Origin of the sequence: Micromonospora sp. C41 (assembly GCF_018070485.1) — a bacterium.
Classification (GTDB): domain Bacteria; phylum Actinomycetota; class Actinomycetes; order Mycobacteriales; family Micromonosporaceae; genus Micromonospora; species Micromonospora chalcea.
This window is the reverse complement of record NZ_JAGPXP010000016.1, coordinates 18,515-31,541: the sequence shown is the minus strand read 5'-3', so window position 1 is coordinate 31,541 and position 13,027 is coordinate 18,515. Positions and strand designations below refer to the sequence as shown.

Sequence of the window (13,027 nt, the reverse complement as noted above, 5' to 3'; positions counted from 1 at the left end):
CCGATAGTGGAGGGCGGCCGCCGCGACCCGGCGGCGTCGCGTAACGACGAGAGGTACACGCATGGCCCCCACCACCCTTCCCGGCGGCACCTGGACGCTGGGCGACCTGACCGTGACCCGGTTCGGCTACGGCGCGATGCAGCTCGCCGGCCAGTGGGTCATGGGACCACCGGCGGACCACGAGGGCGCCCTCGCGGTGCTGCGCGAGGCGGTCGCGCTCGGCATCACCCACATCGACACCAGCGCGGCGTACGGGCCGTACGTCACCAACCGGCTGATCCGGGAGGCGCTGCACCCGTACCCGGAGTCGCTGCACGTCGTCACCAAGGTCGGCGCGGACCGGGACGAGCAGGGCGGCTGGCCCACCGCGCGCGACCCGCGCAGCCTGCGCCGGCAGGTCCGGGAGAACCTGGAGACGCTCGGCCTGGAGAGGCTCGATCTGGTCAACCTGCGGCTCGGCGACGCCACGGGCCCGCAGCCCGGCTCGCTCGCCGAGCCGCTGGAGACGCTCGTCGCGCTCCAGCGGGAGGGCCTGATCCGCCACCTCGGCCTGAGCAACGTGACGCCGGCACAGGTCACCGAGGCACAGGCCATCACGCCCATCGTCTGCGTGCAGAACCACTACAACCTGGCGCACCGCGCAGACGAGGACCTGATCGACGAGCTGGCCCGGCAGGGCGTCGCCTACGTGCCGTACTTCCCGCTCGGCGGCTTCACCCCGCTGCAGTCCTCGGCGCTGTCGGCAGTGGCCGCGCGCCTCGGGGCGACACCGATGGGCGTCGCCCTGGCCTGGCTGCTGCGCCGTTCCCCGAACATCCTGCTGATCCCCGGCACGAAGTCCGTCGCGCACCTGCGCGAGAACGTCGCGGGCGCCGGGCTGGCCCTCTCCGGCGAGGATCTCGCCGAGCTGGACCGGATCGGCAGCTGAGACGCGGCGTCAGGACGGCGGCGCCGTCGGCGGCGGCGGGTCGGGCGGCGGCGGCATCATCGCGGTCGGATGCGAGAGCCGGTTCTCCTCCACGATGAGCGTGCGGGCCCGCTTGCGGCGGTCCTGCCAGAACCACAGCGTGGTCAGCAGGACGCCCAGCCCGGCCAGGATGAAGACCCAGCCGACCGCGCGCAGGTCGATCCACCAGACGTTGGCCCGGATGGCGAAGGTCATGATCGCGCCGAGCGCGATGAGAAAGATGGCGCTACCAATGCCCATGTGCGCTGCACTCCCCCGTGCGATGGCCTTGGGCGTACTCCGGTCGTGGTCCGCGACGGTTACCCGCCACCGGGCCGCCTATCCGCCCGGGGCGCACGCACGACGACGGCCGGCGGGCTGGGGCCCGCCGGCCGTCGTCATGAGGGGGAGAGTGACGCTTCAGGGGTGAAAGCCCCCGGAAGGGCTCAGAAAGCCTCCTCCGGGAGGTCCATGATCTCCAGGTCGGTGCCCTCGATGATCCGCCGGTCCGCGCCGATGCGGGGCAGCACCTCGCGGGCGAAGAACCGGGCGGCGGCGACCTTGCCGGTGTAGAAGGACTTGTCGGCCGCGGAGACCTCGGCGGCCAGCGCCTTCAGCGCCACGTCCGCCTGCTTCTGCAGCAGCCAGCCGACCACCAGGTCGCCGATCGCGAGCAGGAACCGGCGGCTGCTCAGGCCGACCTTGTAGAGGGCGCGGGTGTCGCCACCCTGGGCCTCGCCCAGCCAGCCGGTCATCACGCCGAGGATGTTCTGGATCTCGGCGAGCGCCTTGCCGAGCGCCTGCCGCTCCTCCTTGAGCTGGCCGTTGCCGGCCTCGGAGGTGATGTGCTCCTGGATCTCGGCGGCGACCGCCATCAGGGCCTTGCCGTTGTCCCGGACGATCTTGCGGAAGATCAGGTCCAGGCTCTGGATCGCCGTGGTGCCCTCGTACAGGGTGTCGATCTTGGCGTCCCGGACGTACTGCTCCAGCGGGTAGTCCTGGAGGAAGCCGGAGCCGCCGAAGGTCTGCAGCGCCTCGTGCCCGAGCAGCTCGTACGCCCGCTCCGAACCGACGCCCTTGACCAGCGGCAGGAGCAGGTCGTTGACGCGCTTGGCCAGCTTGGTGGCCTTCTCGTCACCGGCCGCCTCGGCGATCGTGACCTTATCCTGCCAGGTCGCGGTGTAGCAGACGAGCGCGCGCAGGCCCTCGGCGTACGACTTCTGCAGCAGCAGCGAGCGGCGCACGTCCGGGTGGTTGGTGATGGTCACCCGCGGCGCGGTCTTGTCGGCCATCTGGGTGAGGTCGGCGCCCTGCACCCGGTTCTTGGCGTACTCCAGCGCGTTCAGGTAGCCGGTGGAGAGCGTGGCGATCGCCTTGGTGCCGACCAGCATCCGGGCGTACTCGATGATCATGAACATCTGGCGGATGCCGTCGTGCTTCTCACCCAGCAGCCAGCCCTTGGCCGGCACGCCGTGCTCGCCGAAGGTCACCTCGCAGGTGTTCGAGACCTTCAGGCCCATCTTGTGCTCGACGTTGGTGGCGTAGACGCCGTTGCGCTCGCCCAGCTCGCCGGTCTCGGCGTCGAAGTGGTACTTCGGCACGACGAACAGCGACAGGCCCTTGGTGCCCGGGCCACCGACGCCCTCGACGCCGACCGGGCGGGCCAGCACGTAGTGGACGATGTTGTCGCTCAGGTCGTGCTCACCGGAGGTGATGAAGCGCTTCACGCCCTCGATGTGCCACGAGCCGTCCGGCTGCTGGATCGCGCGGGTACGGCCGGCGCCCACGTCCGAGCCGGCGTCCGGCTCGGTGAGGACCATGGTCGAGCCCCACTGCTTGTCGATGAACAGCCGGGCCCACTTCTTCTGCTCCTCGGTGCCCTCGACGTGCAGCACGTGGGCGAAGGACGGGCCGGAGGCGTACATCCAGATCGGGGCGTTGGCGCCGAGCACCAGCTCGGCGAGCGACCACCAGAGGGCACGCGGGGCGTTGGTGCCGCCCAGGGACTCCGGCAGGTCGAGGCGCCAGAACTCGGAGTCCATGAACGCCTTGTACGACTTCTTGAACGACTCCGGCAGCGGCGCGGTGAACGTCGCCGGGTCGAAGACCGGCGGGTTGCGGTCGCTGTCCGTGTAGCTGGCAGCCAGGTCCTCGCGGGCGAGACGGTCGACCTCGCCGAGGAAGCTGCGGGCGGTGTCGACGTCCAGGTCCGTGAACGGGGCCTGGCCGAGCGTACGGTCCGCCCCGAATACCTCGAACAGGTTGAACTCGAGGTCCCGCACGTTGCTCTTGTAGTGGGTCATGCTCGCTGGCCCCGCTTCCGGACAGGTGTTACCGATCAGTAACTCCAGACTGTATTACTCACCGGTAGGCAACGACAAGCGGATCTCGGAAGTGACAGCGATTACACACTTCCCGTTCATCCGTCGGCGGCGCCGACCTCCCAGCTCGGCACCGGCGTCGCGGTGGCGCTGTACGGGCCGGCGTACTCCATCAGGACCAGCGCGATGTCGTCGTCGAGCCGGCCGTGCACCCACTCGACCAGGGCGGTCTCCAGCGAGGCCAGCCCGTCGGCGACGGTGCCGTGGCCGAGCAGCCGCCAGGCCCGGTCGGCGGTGGGGAAGAACTCGCCGTCCCGGCGCGCCTCGCCAAGCCCGTCGGTGAACAGCAGCAGCCGGTCGCCCGGCTCCAGCCGCTCCACGCGCGGCCGCACCACCGGCATGAAGCCGAGCGGCGGCGCGGGCGCGGGCGGCTCCAGTGGGATCACCGCGCCCCGGCGCAGCAGCAACGGCGGCGGGTGCCCGCAGTTGACGATCGTGAGCGTGCCGCCGCGCTCCTCGACCAGCGCCGCGGTGACGAAGTCCTCGTCGCCGACGTTGCGGGCCACCGCGCGGTCCAGGTCGGTCACCACCGCGCGCAGGTCGGCCCGCTCGTAGGCGACGTGCCGGTAGGAGCCGAGCACGATGCTGGCCAGGCGGACCGCGTCCAGCCCCTTGCCCCGGACGTCACCGATGATCATGCGGACGCCGTACGGGGTGTCCATCGCCTCGTACAGGTCGCCGCCGATCTCGGCGGTAGCGGTCGAGGAGATGTACCGGGCGGCCACCGCGAGCGTGCCGACCTGCGGTCCGAGCGGGCGCAGCACCGCCTGCTGGGCCACCGAGGCGAGCCGGGACAGCTCCGCGATCCGGTCCACCTGCCGCTGGCGTACCGCCGCCGTGGCCGCGGCGACGACAGTCCCCACCGCGATGGCTGTCACGTTCACGGCGGTCACCAGCGTGGTGCCCCGCTCGGCGAGGGCGAAGGCGACACCGACGGCGGTGGCCAGCCCGCCCATCGCGAGCACCACCCGCCAGGAGGCCAGCGCCGCCGCCAGGAACGGCGCGATGACCATCAGCGCGAGGTAGTGCGCCGGACGGCCGTCGGCCAGTTCCGCCGCGGCGACGATCGCGAGCAGCCCGAGGGCCGCGCCGAGGCCGGCGCGGGATCCGGGGCTCAGCGGGCGACGGCCCGGCTGGAAGGGTTGCGTGCGTACATCGGACAGCATGCCTGATGGACGTGAACGGGAGAATGAACCTGGCCCGTCGGCCGTGGAAGTTCTGGCCGAGTGGACGGTCAGCCGAGGACCTCGTACCGGACCTGGATGTGCCCGAGACCGGTGGCGGCGATGGACGCGAACGCGGCGCGGGACAGGTCCAGGCACCGGCCCTCGATGAACGGGCCCCGGTCGTTGATCCGCACCACCACCGACTTGCCGTTGTCCGGGTTGGTGACCCGGACCTTCGTGTTGAACGGCAGCGTCTTGTGCGCGGCGGTCAGCGCGTTCGGGTTGAACGACTCGCCGTTCGCGGTCATCTGACCCTCGGCGTAGAAGGACGCGCCGCAGGAGCCGCTGTCCACGACCTTCGGGCTGCTGGTCTTCTTCGCCGTCGGCGACGGGGAGGCGGTCCGGGCCTTGCTCCGGGAGGCCGCCTGGGTCCGGCTCGACTTCGGGCTCGCGGTGGCCTTCGGCGACGGGCTGAGGCTCGCGCTCGGCGAGGCCGAGGCGCTCGGCGAGGGGGCCGCCGAGGTGGGGGCGGGCGTGCTGGGCAGCGTCGCGACCGCGACCGGCTCGGCGGGCGGCTCGGCGGAGGTGAGCCGCACGGCGCCGACGGTACCGCCGACCGCGAGCGCCACGCCGACCGCCGCGGTCGCGGCGATGGCGGCGGGCGAGGAGAACTTGCGGGTACGAAGGTGCCTAGCAGCCACCGGCCCGGTCCTTTCGTCAACTGAACAAACCGGCCCGGACCGTAGCGAGAGAAGCACTTCCGAAGTCAACGTGATCATGGTGCTATGCCCGTATTTACCCCGGTACGTGTAGCCGATCACGCCACGCTCGATCGGCCGAACGGCCCACCGATCCGCGAGGATGGAAACCGTGCTGAACCGTCGCCTGGTCGAGCTGTTCCGGTGGATCGACCCCGGCCCCGGCAGCACCCACCTGGTCAGCGACACCTCCGGCTGGTGGCGTGACCCCGAGGTGCTCGCCCAGGTCGGCCCGGCGCTGGCCGGGCTCTTTCCGGACGCCCGCCCGACCGTCGTGATCGCGCCCGAGGTGACCGGGCTGCTGCTCGGCCCGCTCGTCGCGGTCGCCGCCGGAGCCGGTTTCCTGCCCGCGTACAAGGACGGCGGCGAGCGACGCCGGGCCGGGCCGACGCGCTGGGCGCAGACACCCCCCGACTACCGGGGCCGGCGGCTGCGGGTCGGCGTGGACAGCAGGCGGCTCGGCACCGGCGACCGGGTGCTGCTCGTCGACGACTGGGTCGACACCGGCGCGCAACTGGACGCGCTGTGCCGGGTCGTCCGGGACGCCGGGGCCGACCTGGTCGGCGCTGCCGCGCTCGTCGCGACCTGCCCGCCCGAGGTCGCCGCGCGGCTGAGGCTGCGCGCCCTGATCACCGGCGCCGACCTGCCGTGAGCCGCCGGCGGTGGCGGAGCGTGCCGTAGCGTCGGCGGCATGTGGCCCCGCATCGGTGGATTGCGCGCACTCGCCCTCGGCACGCCCGGTGAGCTGCGCACCCGGCTCAACACCCTCGTGCTCTCCGGCGTGAAGACCGCCACCGCCGGCCTCGTGCAGGAGTACGACGACGAGAACGAGGAACTGGAGTACGTCGGCGAGCGACTGGTCCTGGTCGACGACAACGACCGGTTCGTCGCCGTGATCGAGGTGACAGGCGTCGAGGTGGTGCGCTTCGCCGACGTGCCGTGGGACTTCGCCCGCGCCGAGGGCGAGGGCGACAGGTCGATCGAGGAGTGGCGCGAGGGCCACGGCGCCTACTGGGCCCGGCAGGGCACGCCGGTCACCGACGACACCCGGATCGTCTGCCTCCGGTTCCGGGTGGTCTCCACCGAGGGCAGCGTCGGCACCTAACCGGCCCGGCGCAGCTCCGGCAGCAGCGCCGCCGCCTCCACCAGCACCGCCTCGTCGCCCGCGTACCAGCTGCTGGCCCGGGGCCAGTGCGTCACCACGTCGGTGAAGCCCAGCCGGGCCGCCCGGGCCACCTGCTCGGCGAAGAAGTCGGCGCTGGTCAGCGAGAACATCGGAGCGGAGTCGAGCGAGAGGTAGCGGTCCAGCGTCGCCGGGTCACGGCCGGCCTGCTCCAGCGTGCGGTCCATCCGCTCGGACAGCTCCGTGACCGTCCGCCACCAGCTCTCCACATCGTCGCTGCCCTGCCCGATGGTCACCCAGCCCTGCCCGAACCGGGCGGCCAGCCGCATCGAGCGGGGACCGTTCGCGGCCACCACGAACGGCACCCGGGGCTGCTGGACACACCCCGGGTTGTTGCGCGCGTCGACTGCGGTGAACCAGTCCCCGCGCCAGGTCGTGCCGTCCTCCCGCAGGATCGCGTCGAGCAGCTCGATGAACTCGGCGAACCGGTCCACGCGCTGCCGGGGCGGCAGCGTCTCGCCGCCGAGCACCGCCGAGTCGAAGCCGATGCCCCCCGCGCCCAGGCCGAGCAGCACGCGGCCGTCGGACACGTCGTCGAGCGCCGTCACCTGCCGGGCGAACGCCACCGGGTGCCGGAAGTTCGGCGAGGCCACGAGCGTCCCCAGCTTGACCCGGGACGTCACGCCGGCCGCCGCGGTCAGCGTCGTCCACGAGTCGAACCACGGCCCGTCGACAAGGTCACGCCAGCCCAGGTGGTCGTAGGTCCAGGCGTGGTCGAAGCCCCACTCGTCCACCTGGGCCCACCGCCGACGTGCTTCCGACCAGCGCTGGTCAGGCAGGATCACGATGCCGATTCGCATGCCCGCCAGGGTACGACCCGGGTCGGACACTCCGACCCGGGTCGCGGTGATCACGCCGCCAGATCGGCCACCACGCAGGCGATGTTGTCCGGTGCGCCGGCCGCGTACGCCAGCTCCACCAGGCGCTCGACGGCGCTCTCCGGGTCGTCCGCCTCGGCCAGCGCGGCGTGCAGCGCGCCCGGGTCCACCACGGCGGAGAGACCGTCGGAGCAGAGCAGGTAGCGGTCGCCGGGCAGCGCGGTCCGCAGCGCCAGGTCCGCCTCGACCTCCGCGCCCGCGCCGAGCGCCCGGGCCAGCAGCGCCCGCTGCGGATGCGATCCCGCCTCGGCCGGGGTGAGCCGGCCCTGGTCGACGAGCGTCTGCACGTACGTGTGGTCCTGGGTGAGCCGGGACAGCTCACCGCCGCGCAGCAGGTACGCCCGGCTGTCCCCGACGTGCACCAGCGCGAGCCGGGTGCCGCGTCGCACGAGCGCGGTGAGCGTGGTGGCGGGCTGGTCCGCGTCGGTGGCGTGCGCGCGTACCGCCCGGTCGGCCCGGGTCACCGCGTCGGCCAGTGCGGCGAGCAGATCGGCCTGCGGCGTGTCCGCCTGCTCCAACGGCCGCAGCGCGTCCACCGCCTCCGCACTCGCAGTGGACCCGGCCGGGCCGCGTACGCCGTCGGCGACAGCGAGCAGCGTGGCGCTCGCGTAGGCGGTGTCCTCGTTGGAGTCGCGGACCGTGCCGGTCTCGCAGCGCGTCGCGTACCGGAAGGTGGTCTCGGACATGGTGGTGCCCCTCTCGCTGAGCCTGTCGACGAGGAGCGCGACGGTCCGGCCGCGCGCCGCGGTGTCCGCGCTGACCCGCCGCCACCAGTCGTCGAGCGCCTCGGCGGCGGCCGCGGGCGGCAGGCCGCAGACGGTACGGATCTCGGCCAGCGGCATCCCGGCCCGGCGCAGCCCGGCGATCAGCCGTGCCCGGTCCGCCTGCTCCGGCGCGTAGTAGCGGTAGCCCGAGTGCGGGTCCACCGCGGCCGGGGGCAGCAGCCCGCAGTCGTCGTAGATGCGCAGCGCCTTGGCGCTCAGGCCGGTCGCGCGGGCGAACGCGCCGATGGTCAGCAGTCGCACCGTGCCTCCCTCGCGCTCCTCGTGCCGGTCACCGCGACCGGCACCGACCACGCTGGGCCTTGCCGCAGGGGACGGGTCAAGGCGCGTCCGGCAGCGGGTTGGCGTCGGCCGCCGCGCGGACGAACTCGCGTACCCGGGACGTGGTGTTCCCGGCCGGCCACACCGGGCCGCGACAGATCGGCGGCGCGTCGTGGATCGGCACGTAGGCCACGTCCGGACGGGCGTAGAACTGCCGGGTCTGCTCGCCCACCGGCAGCACCCCGCGCCCCAGCGCGACGAGCGCCAGCATCTCGGAGAAGCTGCCACCCACCGGGCCCTTCGGCACCGGACGGCCGGACGGGGTGCGGTCCGGCGTGCGGTCCTGCTTGAACGCGGTCGACGTCACCGCCGGGTACTGCACCACCGGATGGTCGCCCAGCACCTCCAGCGACACCGACTCCTCGGCCGCCAGCGGATGGCCCGCGGCCACCGCGAGCACCCGGCGCTCGCGCAGCAGCACCGGGCCGTTCGCCATGCCGTCGAAGGGGTACGAGGCGATCAGGACGTCGATCGTGCCGTCCAGCAGGCTCGACCGGGTGCTGGCCAGCGGCGCCTCGTGCACGTGCACCTCGCAGTCCGGGTGGCGCTCGGTGAACAGCGCGACCGCCCGCAGCAGCACCGGCGCTGTCGACTCGCCGACGTACGCCACCCGCAGCTCGCCGGTGAGCCCGCGGCCGGCGTCCACGGCCCGCTGCACCGCCGCCTCGATGCCGGCCACCAGCGGGCGCATCTCCTCGGCCAGGCGGGCACCGATCGGGGTGAGCCGGACGACCCGGCTGGTGCGCTCGAACAGCGGCGCACCGATGCGGCGTTCCAGCTTGCGCACCACGTGGCTGACCCGTCCGGTGCTCACCCGCAGCCGCTCGGCGGTCCGCCCGAAGTGCAGCTCCTCGGCCAGGGTCAGGAACGTCTCGATCTCGTACCGCTCCAGCACACGGCACCTCCGTCGTTGCCCGTGAGTCAACGATCGTAGTGCGATCGGGGGTTGGTCCCGCCGCCGCGCCGGGCCAGAGTTGACGGCATGCGGAACGATCTCGTGACGGTGACCGGGTTCGACCATCTCGTGCTATCGGTGAGCGACGTCGAGCGTTCCCTCGACTTCTACTGCGGCACGCTCGGGCTGGCCCCGGTGCGGGTCGACAGGTGGCGGGCCGGCGAGGTGCCGTTCCCGTCCGTACGGGTCGACGCCGGCACCATCATCGACCTGATCGCGGGCGACCCGACCGGGTCCAACGTGGACCACTTCTGCCTCGTCGTGGAGCCGGTCGACTGGCAGCGGGTGGTCGACTCCGGGGTGTTCACGGTGCTGACCGGCCCGGTCCCGCGCTTCGGCGCGCGGGGCACCGGCACCTCGATCTACGTCAGCGACCCGGACGGCAACACAATCGAACTGCGTTCCTACCCGGCCGACGCCTAACCTGGCCCGATGCCGGAGCTGGAACGACTCGCCGCCCGCCACGCGCCCGCCGTGCTGCGGTTCGAGCGGGAGAACCGGGCCTACTTCGCCCAGTACGTCCCCGACCGGGGCGACGGCTTCTTCACCGGCTACGCCGCCCGGCACGCGGCCCTGCTGGCCGAGCAGGACCGCGGCACCTGCCACTTCCACGTGCTGGTCGGCGACTACGGCGCCGTGCTCGGGCGCTTCAACCTGGTCGACGTCGCAGGCGGCAGCGCCGAGCTGGGCTACCGCGTGGCCGAGCGCGCCGCCGGGCGCGGGCTCGCAGGCGAAGGCGTACGGCGCGTCTGCGAACTGGCCCGCAGCGAGTACGGGCTGCGCCGGCTCGTCGCCTCGGCGGCGCTGGCAAACCCGGCCTCACTGGCGGTGCTCACGCGTGCCGGCTTCGTACCGGACGGTCCGGTGGAACTGGACGGGGAGCCCGGCCTGCGGCACACGCTCGACCTCGACGTGCCCTACGCGGCCGCGTCGCCGTAGGCGGGCGCGCCGGCCGGCTCGTACGTCAACTGGAGCGTGCCATGGGCGTGGGTGACCGACTCGGTGAGCCGCAGCGCGGTCGGCACCGTGCCGTCGCCGAACAGCCGCTTGCCGGTGCCGAGCAGCACCGGGTACACCCACAGGTTGAGCCGGTCCACGAGACCGGCGCGCAGCAGCGACTGCGCCAGGTCGAGGCTGCCGATCACGTGCACCTCGTCGTGGCGGGCCTTGATCTCGGTGACGCGCTCGGCGAGGTCACCGTTCACCAGCGTCGAGTTCGCCCAGGCCAGCGGCTCGGTGAGGGTACGGCTGGCCACGTACTTGGGCACGCCGTTGAGCAGGCCGGTGAAGGGGATCTCCTCCGGCGCCTTCGGCCAGTAGCCGGCGAAGATGTCGTACGTCTTGCGGCCCAGCAGCAGCGCGTCCATGCTGCTCGCCTGCTGGAACATCACCGTGCCGGACTTCTCGTCCAGCAGCGGCATCTGCCAGCCGCCGTGGTTGAAACCGCCGTCACGGTCCTCGTCGGGCTCGCCGGGCGCCTGCGCCACGCCGTCGAGGGTCAGGAACTCGGTCACGATCAACGTACCCATGGGTCTGCTCCTCCGGTTTTCGCTCGTCCCCCGACAGACCCGTCAACGACCCGCAACTCATCGCCGAGGTGTACGTGATGGATTTCGTGGAGCACGGCTCCCACCTCGATGTCGACGTCCTTGTGACGGCGGACCGACAAGCCGTCCTGGACGCTGTCTTCGGGGTGCTCGCCGCCTTGGACCTAGGCGGCGTCCCGGGGCACGTGAGCGGCCCAGGCGGCGAGCCGCCGCATCAGGTCCGCGAGCAACATCTGGTACTCGTGGCGCACCTGCGCATCGGCGCCCACCAGTGAGCCTGCCGGAAGCTCTGCCCAGAACTCCTGGGTGAGACGGCACGAGTCGGGCCCGAGCGGCACAACGGTGAGCACGCCGCCGCTGGGACAGCCGGCCGTCAGGTTGCGGGTGACGGCGCGGCGTCCCGGTTCCACCTCGACCACCTCGTGCATCATGCCCGTTCGACCGCCGGGGCTCCGATCCACGAACGCCTGGATCTCGCCGACTCCCTTCGGGCCGGGCAGCGTCACGCCGAGCTCCGTCGAGTCGTGCAGCGCCACCGACGACGCCGGATCCTCCATGAAGCCGAAGGCTGCCTCCGCACTCGTGGGCAGGTCGACGGTGGCCGCCTCCCGTACCTGGACCGCAGACGTCGTCACCCTGATCAACCGCAGACGCGAGCGCACGCCGCATTGTGTCAGTCGATCCGCCGACGGTGGGGGCGAGATCAGCGCTACGGCGCCCTCCCTAGCGGGCTCCGCTCGGTGCGAACACGGCATAGAAGTACCGGAGGCTGTCCTCCGGGCCGTTCTCCAATCGCTTGAAGGCCTTCGCGATCGGATTGCACCAGCGCTGCCCGCCGAGCTCCACCACCATAGGCCACCCGACGACGGTCAGTTCGTCTGCCGCCGTTGCGCGCCACCGTCCACCGGCATGCCGGTTCAACACCTCGCCGACGTAGCAACCGAAGCCGAAGAGAGTCTCCGCCACCTGCCCAGCCATGAGGCCCTCGGCCCGAAAGCCGTCGAGGATGGCGTCCACGGATGCCAGGCTGTCCGGCGTGTAGTCCAGGTGCACACCGCTGACCTGGGCCGCTGACACCACGATGTCGCCAGCGAACCGGGCTGCGTTCTCCGGGACGGGCGCGTACTTCAGGCGCAGTTGCACGGTTCTCTCCGTTAATCAACAGATGGGGATCTTGCGATCGTACCGACGACGGCCGACAAGCAGCGGCCTCGCGACGGCTCGCAGGACGCCGGACGAGCACGACGCCGTGGTCTGGTTCGCGACGTCCGATCTCGCCGGCCTGCGTCTCAACCATAAGCCGCTTCTCCCGATGCTCACCGCCCTGCTCGCCGGGGTCAGCAGCCCTATCTCGTCCGCACGTCAGGTGCGAACCGGCGGCTCGCCGAATCTGCCACCACGAACGACGGAATCGGTCTCGACTTCCTGAACCGTCCAGACGTGACCGACGAAGTCGTCCACTGCGACGCCACCGCGTCCGAGCAGCGTCCGGATCGCTGCCACTGCGTCCTGCCGCCGCGACAACCGGTAGTTCACCTGGACCGCCCACGGCGGCCGCTCGCCGACAACGCGCTCCAACTCCGCCACCATCTCGCGCTCCCAGTCGAGGTACAGGTCACGGTGTTCCTCCACCAGCCAGAGGAAGACCGAGCCCGGCGCGACCCACTGATCAGACTGGGTCTCACCGAGGGAACCCAGGAGCCGCAACACGTCCGCCCTGGACACGGCCGGGAAGACGAACGCGTTCTCACTCATGTGCAGAACCATAGGCGCCGGCTTCGTCGCCCTCGATGCTGAGAAGAAACTCGGCCACCTGGTGGCCGTCCGGGTGGGTTATCGTGAGGGCGACCCGAATCTCGTCGTCGATCCGGATCATGGCCTCGTCATCGGCCGCGTCGAGGGCGGCGTTCCGGGCGACGAAGAGCGGACGCAGCGGCTCGAATGCAGGCAGCGGACGGAATCGGCCGTACGTCCACGGGAAGTCGTGAGTCTGCTCATCGATCTCGCCGGCCAGCTCGCCCCGGCGGTACAGCCGCCACACCCTGCCCGCGTCCATCGCGACAGCGTAGGCGGCGCTGAGCGGTCAGTTCCGGTGCGGTGTGGGTGAGGC

General features: G+C 72.0%; 17 protein-coding genes. 5 read left to right on the top strand and 12 right to left on the bottom strand.

All coding sequences use genetic code 11. The annotated features are described in order from the left end of the window. Positions 1-61 precede the first annotated feature (61 nt). Positions 62-928 (top strand): aldo/keto reductase family oxidoreductase, encoded by an 867-nt coding sequence (locus tag KBX43_RS18320; protein ID WP_210885859.1) that lies wholly within the window; start codon positions 62-64, stop codon positions 926-928. 9 nt (positions 929-937) lie between these two features. Here KBX43_RS18320 and KBX43_RS18315 read toward each other — a convergent pair whose 3' ends face one another. From KBX43_RS18315 to KBX43_RS32120, 4 genes are all read right to left on the bottom strand, one after another. Further along, positions 938-1,207 (bottom strand): DUF6458 family protein, encoded by a 270-nt coding sequence (locus tag KBX43_RS18315; RefSeq protein ID WP_013283345.1) that lies wholly within the window; start codon positions 1,205-1,207, stop codon positions 938-940. Positions 1,208-1,392: 185 nt separating this feature from the next. Further along, a complete protein-coding gene (locus tag KBX43_RS18310; RefSeq protein WP_210885856.1) occupies positions 1,393-3,249 on the bottom strand; it encodes an acyl-CoA dehydrogenase in 1,857 nt (618 codons plus the stop codon). Positions 3,250-3,365: 116 nt separating this feature from the next. After that, positions 3,366-4,493 carry a PP2C family protein-serine/threonine phosphatase gene (locus tag KBX43_RS18305; protein ID WP_043327596.1) on the bottom strand — a complete coding sequence of 376 codons (1,128 nt, stop codon included), beginning with the start codon at positions 4,491-4,493 and terminating at the stop codon, positions 3,366-3,368. 68 nt (positions 4,494-4,561) lie between these two features. Next, positions 4,562-5,194 carry a septal ring lytic transglycosylase RlpA family protein gene (locus KBX43_RS32120; protein ID WP_069089158.1) on the bottom strand — a complete coding sequence of 211 codons (633 nt, stop codon included), beginning with the start codon at positions 5,192-5,194 and terminating at the stop codon, positions 4,562-4,564. Positions 5,195-5,354: 160 nt separating this feature from the next. On the opposite strand from KBX43_RS32120, the gene KBX43_RS18295 reads away from it, so the two are divergent. Continuing rightward, positions 5,355-5,903 (top strand): phosphoribosyltransferase family protein, encoded by a 549-nt coding sequence (locus KBX43_RS18295; RefSeq protein WP_176722851.1) that lies wholly within the window; start codon positions 5,355-5,357, stop codon positions 5,901-5,903. Between the two features lie 39 nt (positions 5,904-5,942). Further along, positions 5,943-6,356 carry an ASCH domain-containing protein gene (locus KBX43_RS18290; RefSeq protein WP_210885854.1) on the top strand — a complete coding sequence of 138 codons (414 nt, stop codon included), beginning with the start codon at positions 5,943-5,945 and terminating at the stop codon, positions 6,354-6,356. Here KBX43_RS18290 and KBX43_RS18285 read toward each other — a convergent pair. The 3 genes from KBX43_RS18285 to KBX43_RS18275 all read right to left on the bottom strand — a co-directional run bounded on the left by KBX43_RS18285 (position 6,353) and on the right by KBX43_RS18275 (position 9,310). Further along, the gene (locus tag KBX43_RS18285; protein WP_064448122.1) at positions 6,353-7,234 is read right to left on the bottom strand and encodes an LLM class flavin-dependent oxidoreductase; all 882 of its coding nucleotides are present in this window, start codon (positions 7,232-7,234) and stop codon (positions 6,353-6,355) included. The genes KBX43_RS18290 and KBX43_RS18285 overlap by 4 nt on opposite strands. A gap of 50 nt (positions 7,235-7,284) precedes the next feature. Continuing rightward, positions 7,285-8,337, bottom strand: coding sequence for a MerR family transcriptional regulator (locus tag KBX43_RS18280; RefSeq protein WP_210885841.1), 1,053 nt, complete (start codon positions 8,335-8,337; stop codon positions 7,285-7,287). Between the two features lie 76 nt (positions 8,338-8,413). Continuing rightward, positions 8,414-9,310, bottom strand: a complete 897-nt coding sequence (locus tag KBX43_RS18275) for a LysR family transcriptional regulator (RefSeq protein WP_210885839.1) — start codon at positions 9,308-9,310, stop codon at positions 8,414-8,416. 87 nt (positions 9,311-9,397) lie between these two features. Here KBX43_RS18275 and KBX43_RS18270 point away from each other — a divergent pair, with 87 nt between their 5' ends. After that, the gene (locus tag KBX43_RS18270) at positions 9,398-9,793 is read left to right on the top strand and encodes a VOC family protein (RefSeq protein WP_210885836.1); all 396 of its coding nucleotides are present in this window, start codon (positions 9,398-9,400) and stop codon (positions 9,791-9,793) included. Positions 9,794-9,802: 9 nt separating this feature from the next. Beyond that, the gene (locus tag KBX43_RS18265; RefSeq protein WP_210885833.1) at positions 9,803-10,309 is read left to right on the top strand and encodes a GNAT family N-acetyltransferase; all 507 of its coding nucleotides are present in this window, start codon (positions 9,803-9,805) and stop codon (positions 10,307-10,309) included. Here the strand turns inward: KBX43_RS18265 and KBX43_RS18260 are convergent. The 5 genes from KBX43_RS18260 to KBX43_RS18240 all read right to left on the bottom strand — a co-directional run bounded on the left by KBX43_RS18260 (position 10,288) and on the right by KBX43_RS18240 (position 12,973). Continuing rightward, positions 10,288-10,899: a dihydrofolate reductase family protein gene (locus KBX43_RS18260; RefSeq protein WP_210885830.1), complete on the bottom strand. Its 612-nt coding sequence runs from the start codon at positions 10,897-10,899 to the stop codon at positions 10,288-10,290. The two genes, KBX43_RS18265 and KBX43_RS18260, sit on opposite strands and share 22 nt — an antisense overlap. A gap of 182 nt (positions 10,900-11,081) precedes the next feature. Next, positions 11,082-11,552, bottom strand: a complete 471-nt coding sequence (locus tag KBX43_RS18255; protein ID WP_043327603.1) for a hypothetical protein — start codon at positions 11,550-11,552, stop codon at positions 11,082-11,084. An 88-nt stretch (positions 11,553-11,640) separates the two neighbouring features. After that, entirely contained in the window at positions 11,641-12,060 is a 420-nt protein-coding gene (locus KBX43_RS18250) for a hypothetical protein (protein WP_043327604.1), read from the bottom strand. Between the two features lie 219 nt (positions 12,061-12,279). Continuing rightward, positions 12,280-12,672 carry a hypothetical protein gene (locus KBX43_RS18245; RefSeq protein WP_043327605.1) on the bottom strand — a complete coding sequence of 131 codons (393 nt, stop codon included), beginning with the start codon at positions 12,670-12,672 and terminating at the stop codon, positions 12,280-12,282. Further along, on the bottom strand, positions 12,665-12,973 hold the full coding sequence (locus tag KBX43_RS18240) for a hypothetical protein (protein ID WP_064447979.1): 309 nt from the start codon (positions 12,971-12,973) through the stop codon (positions 12,665-12,667). Before KBX43_RS18240 ends, KBX43_RS18245 begins: the two co-directional genes overlap by 8 nt. Positions 12,974-13,027 lie beyond the last annotated feature (54 nt).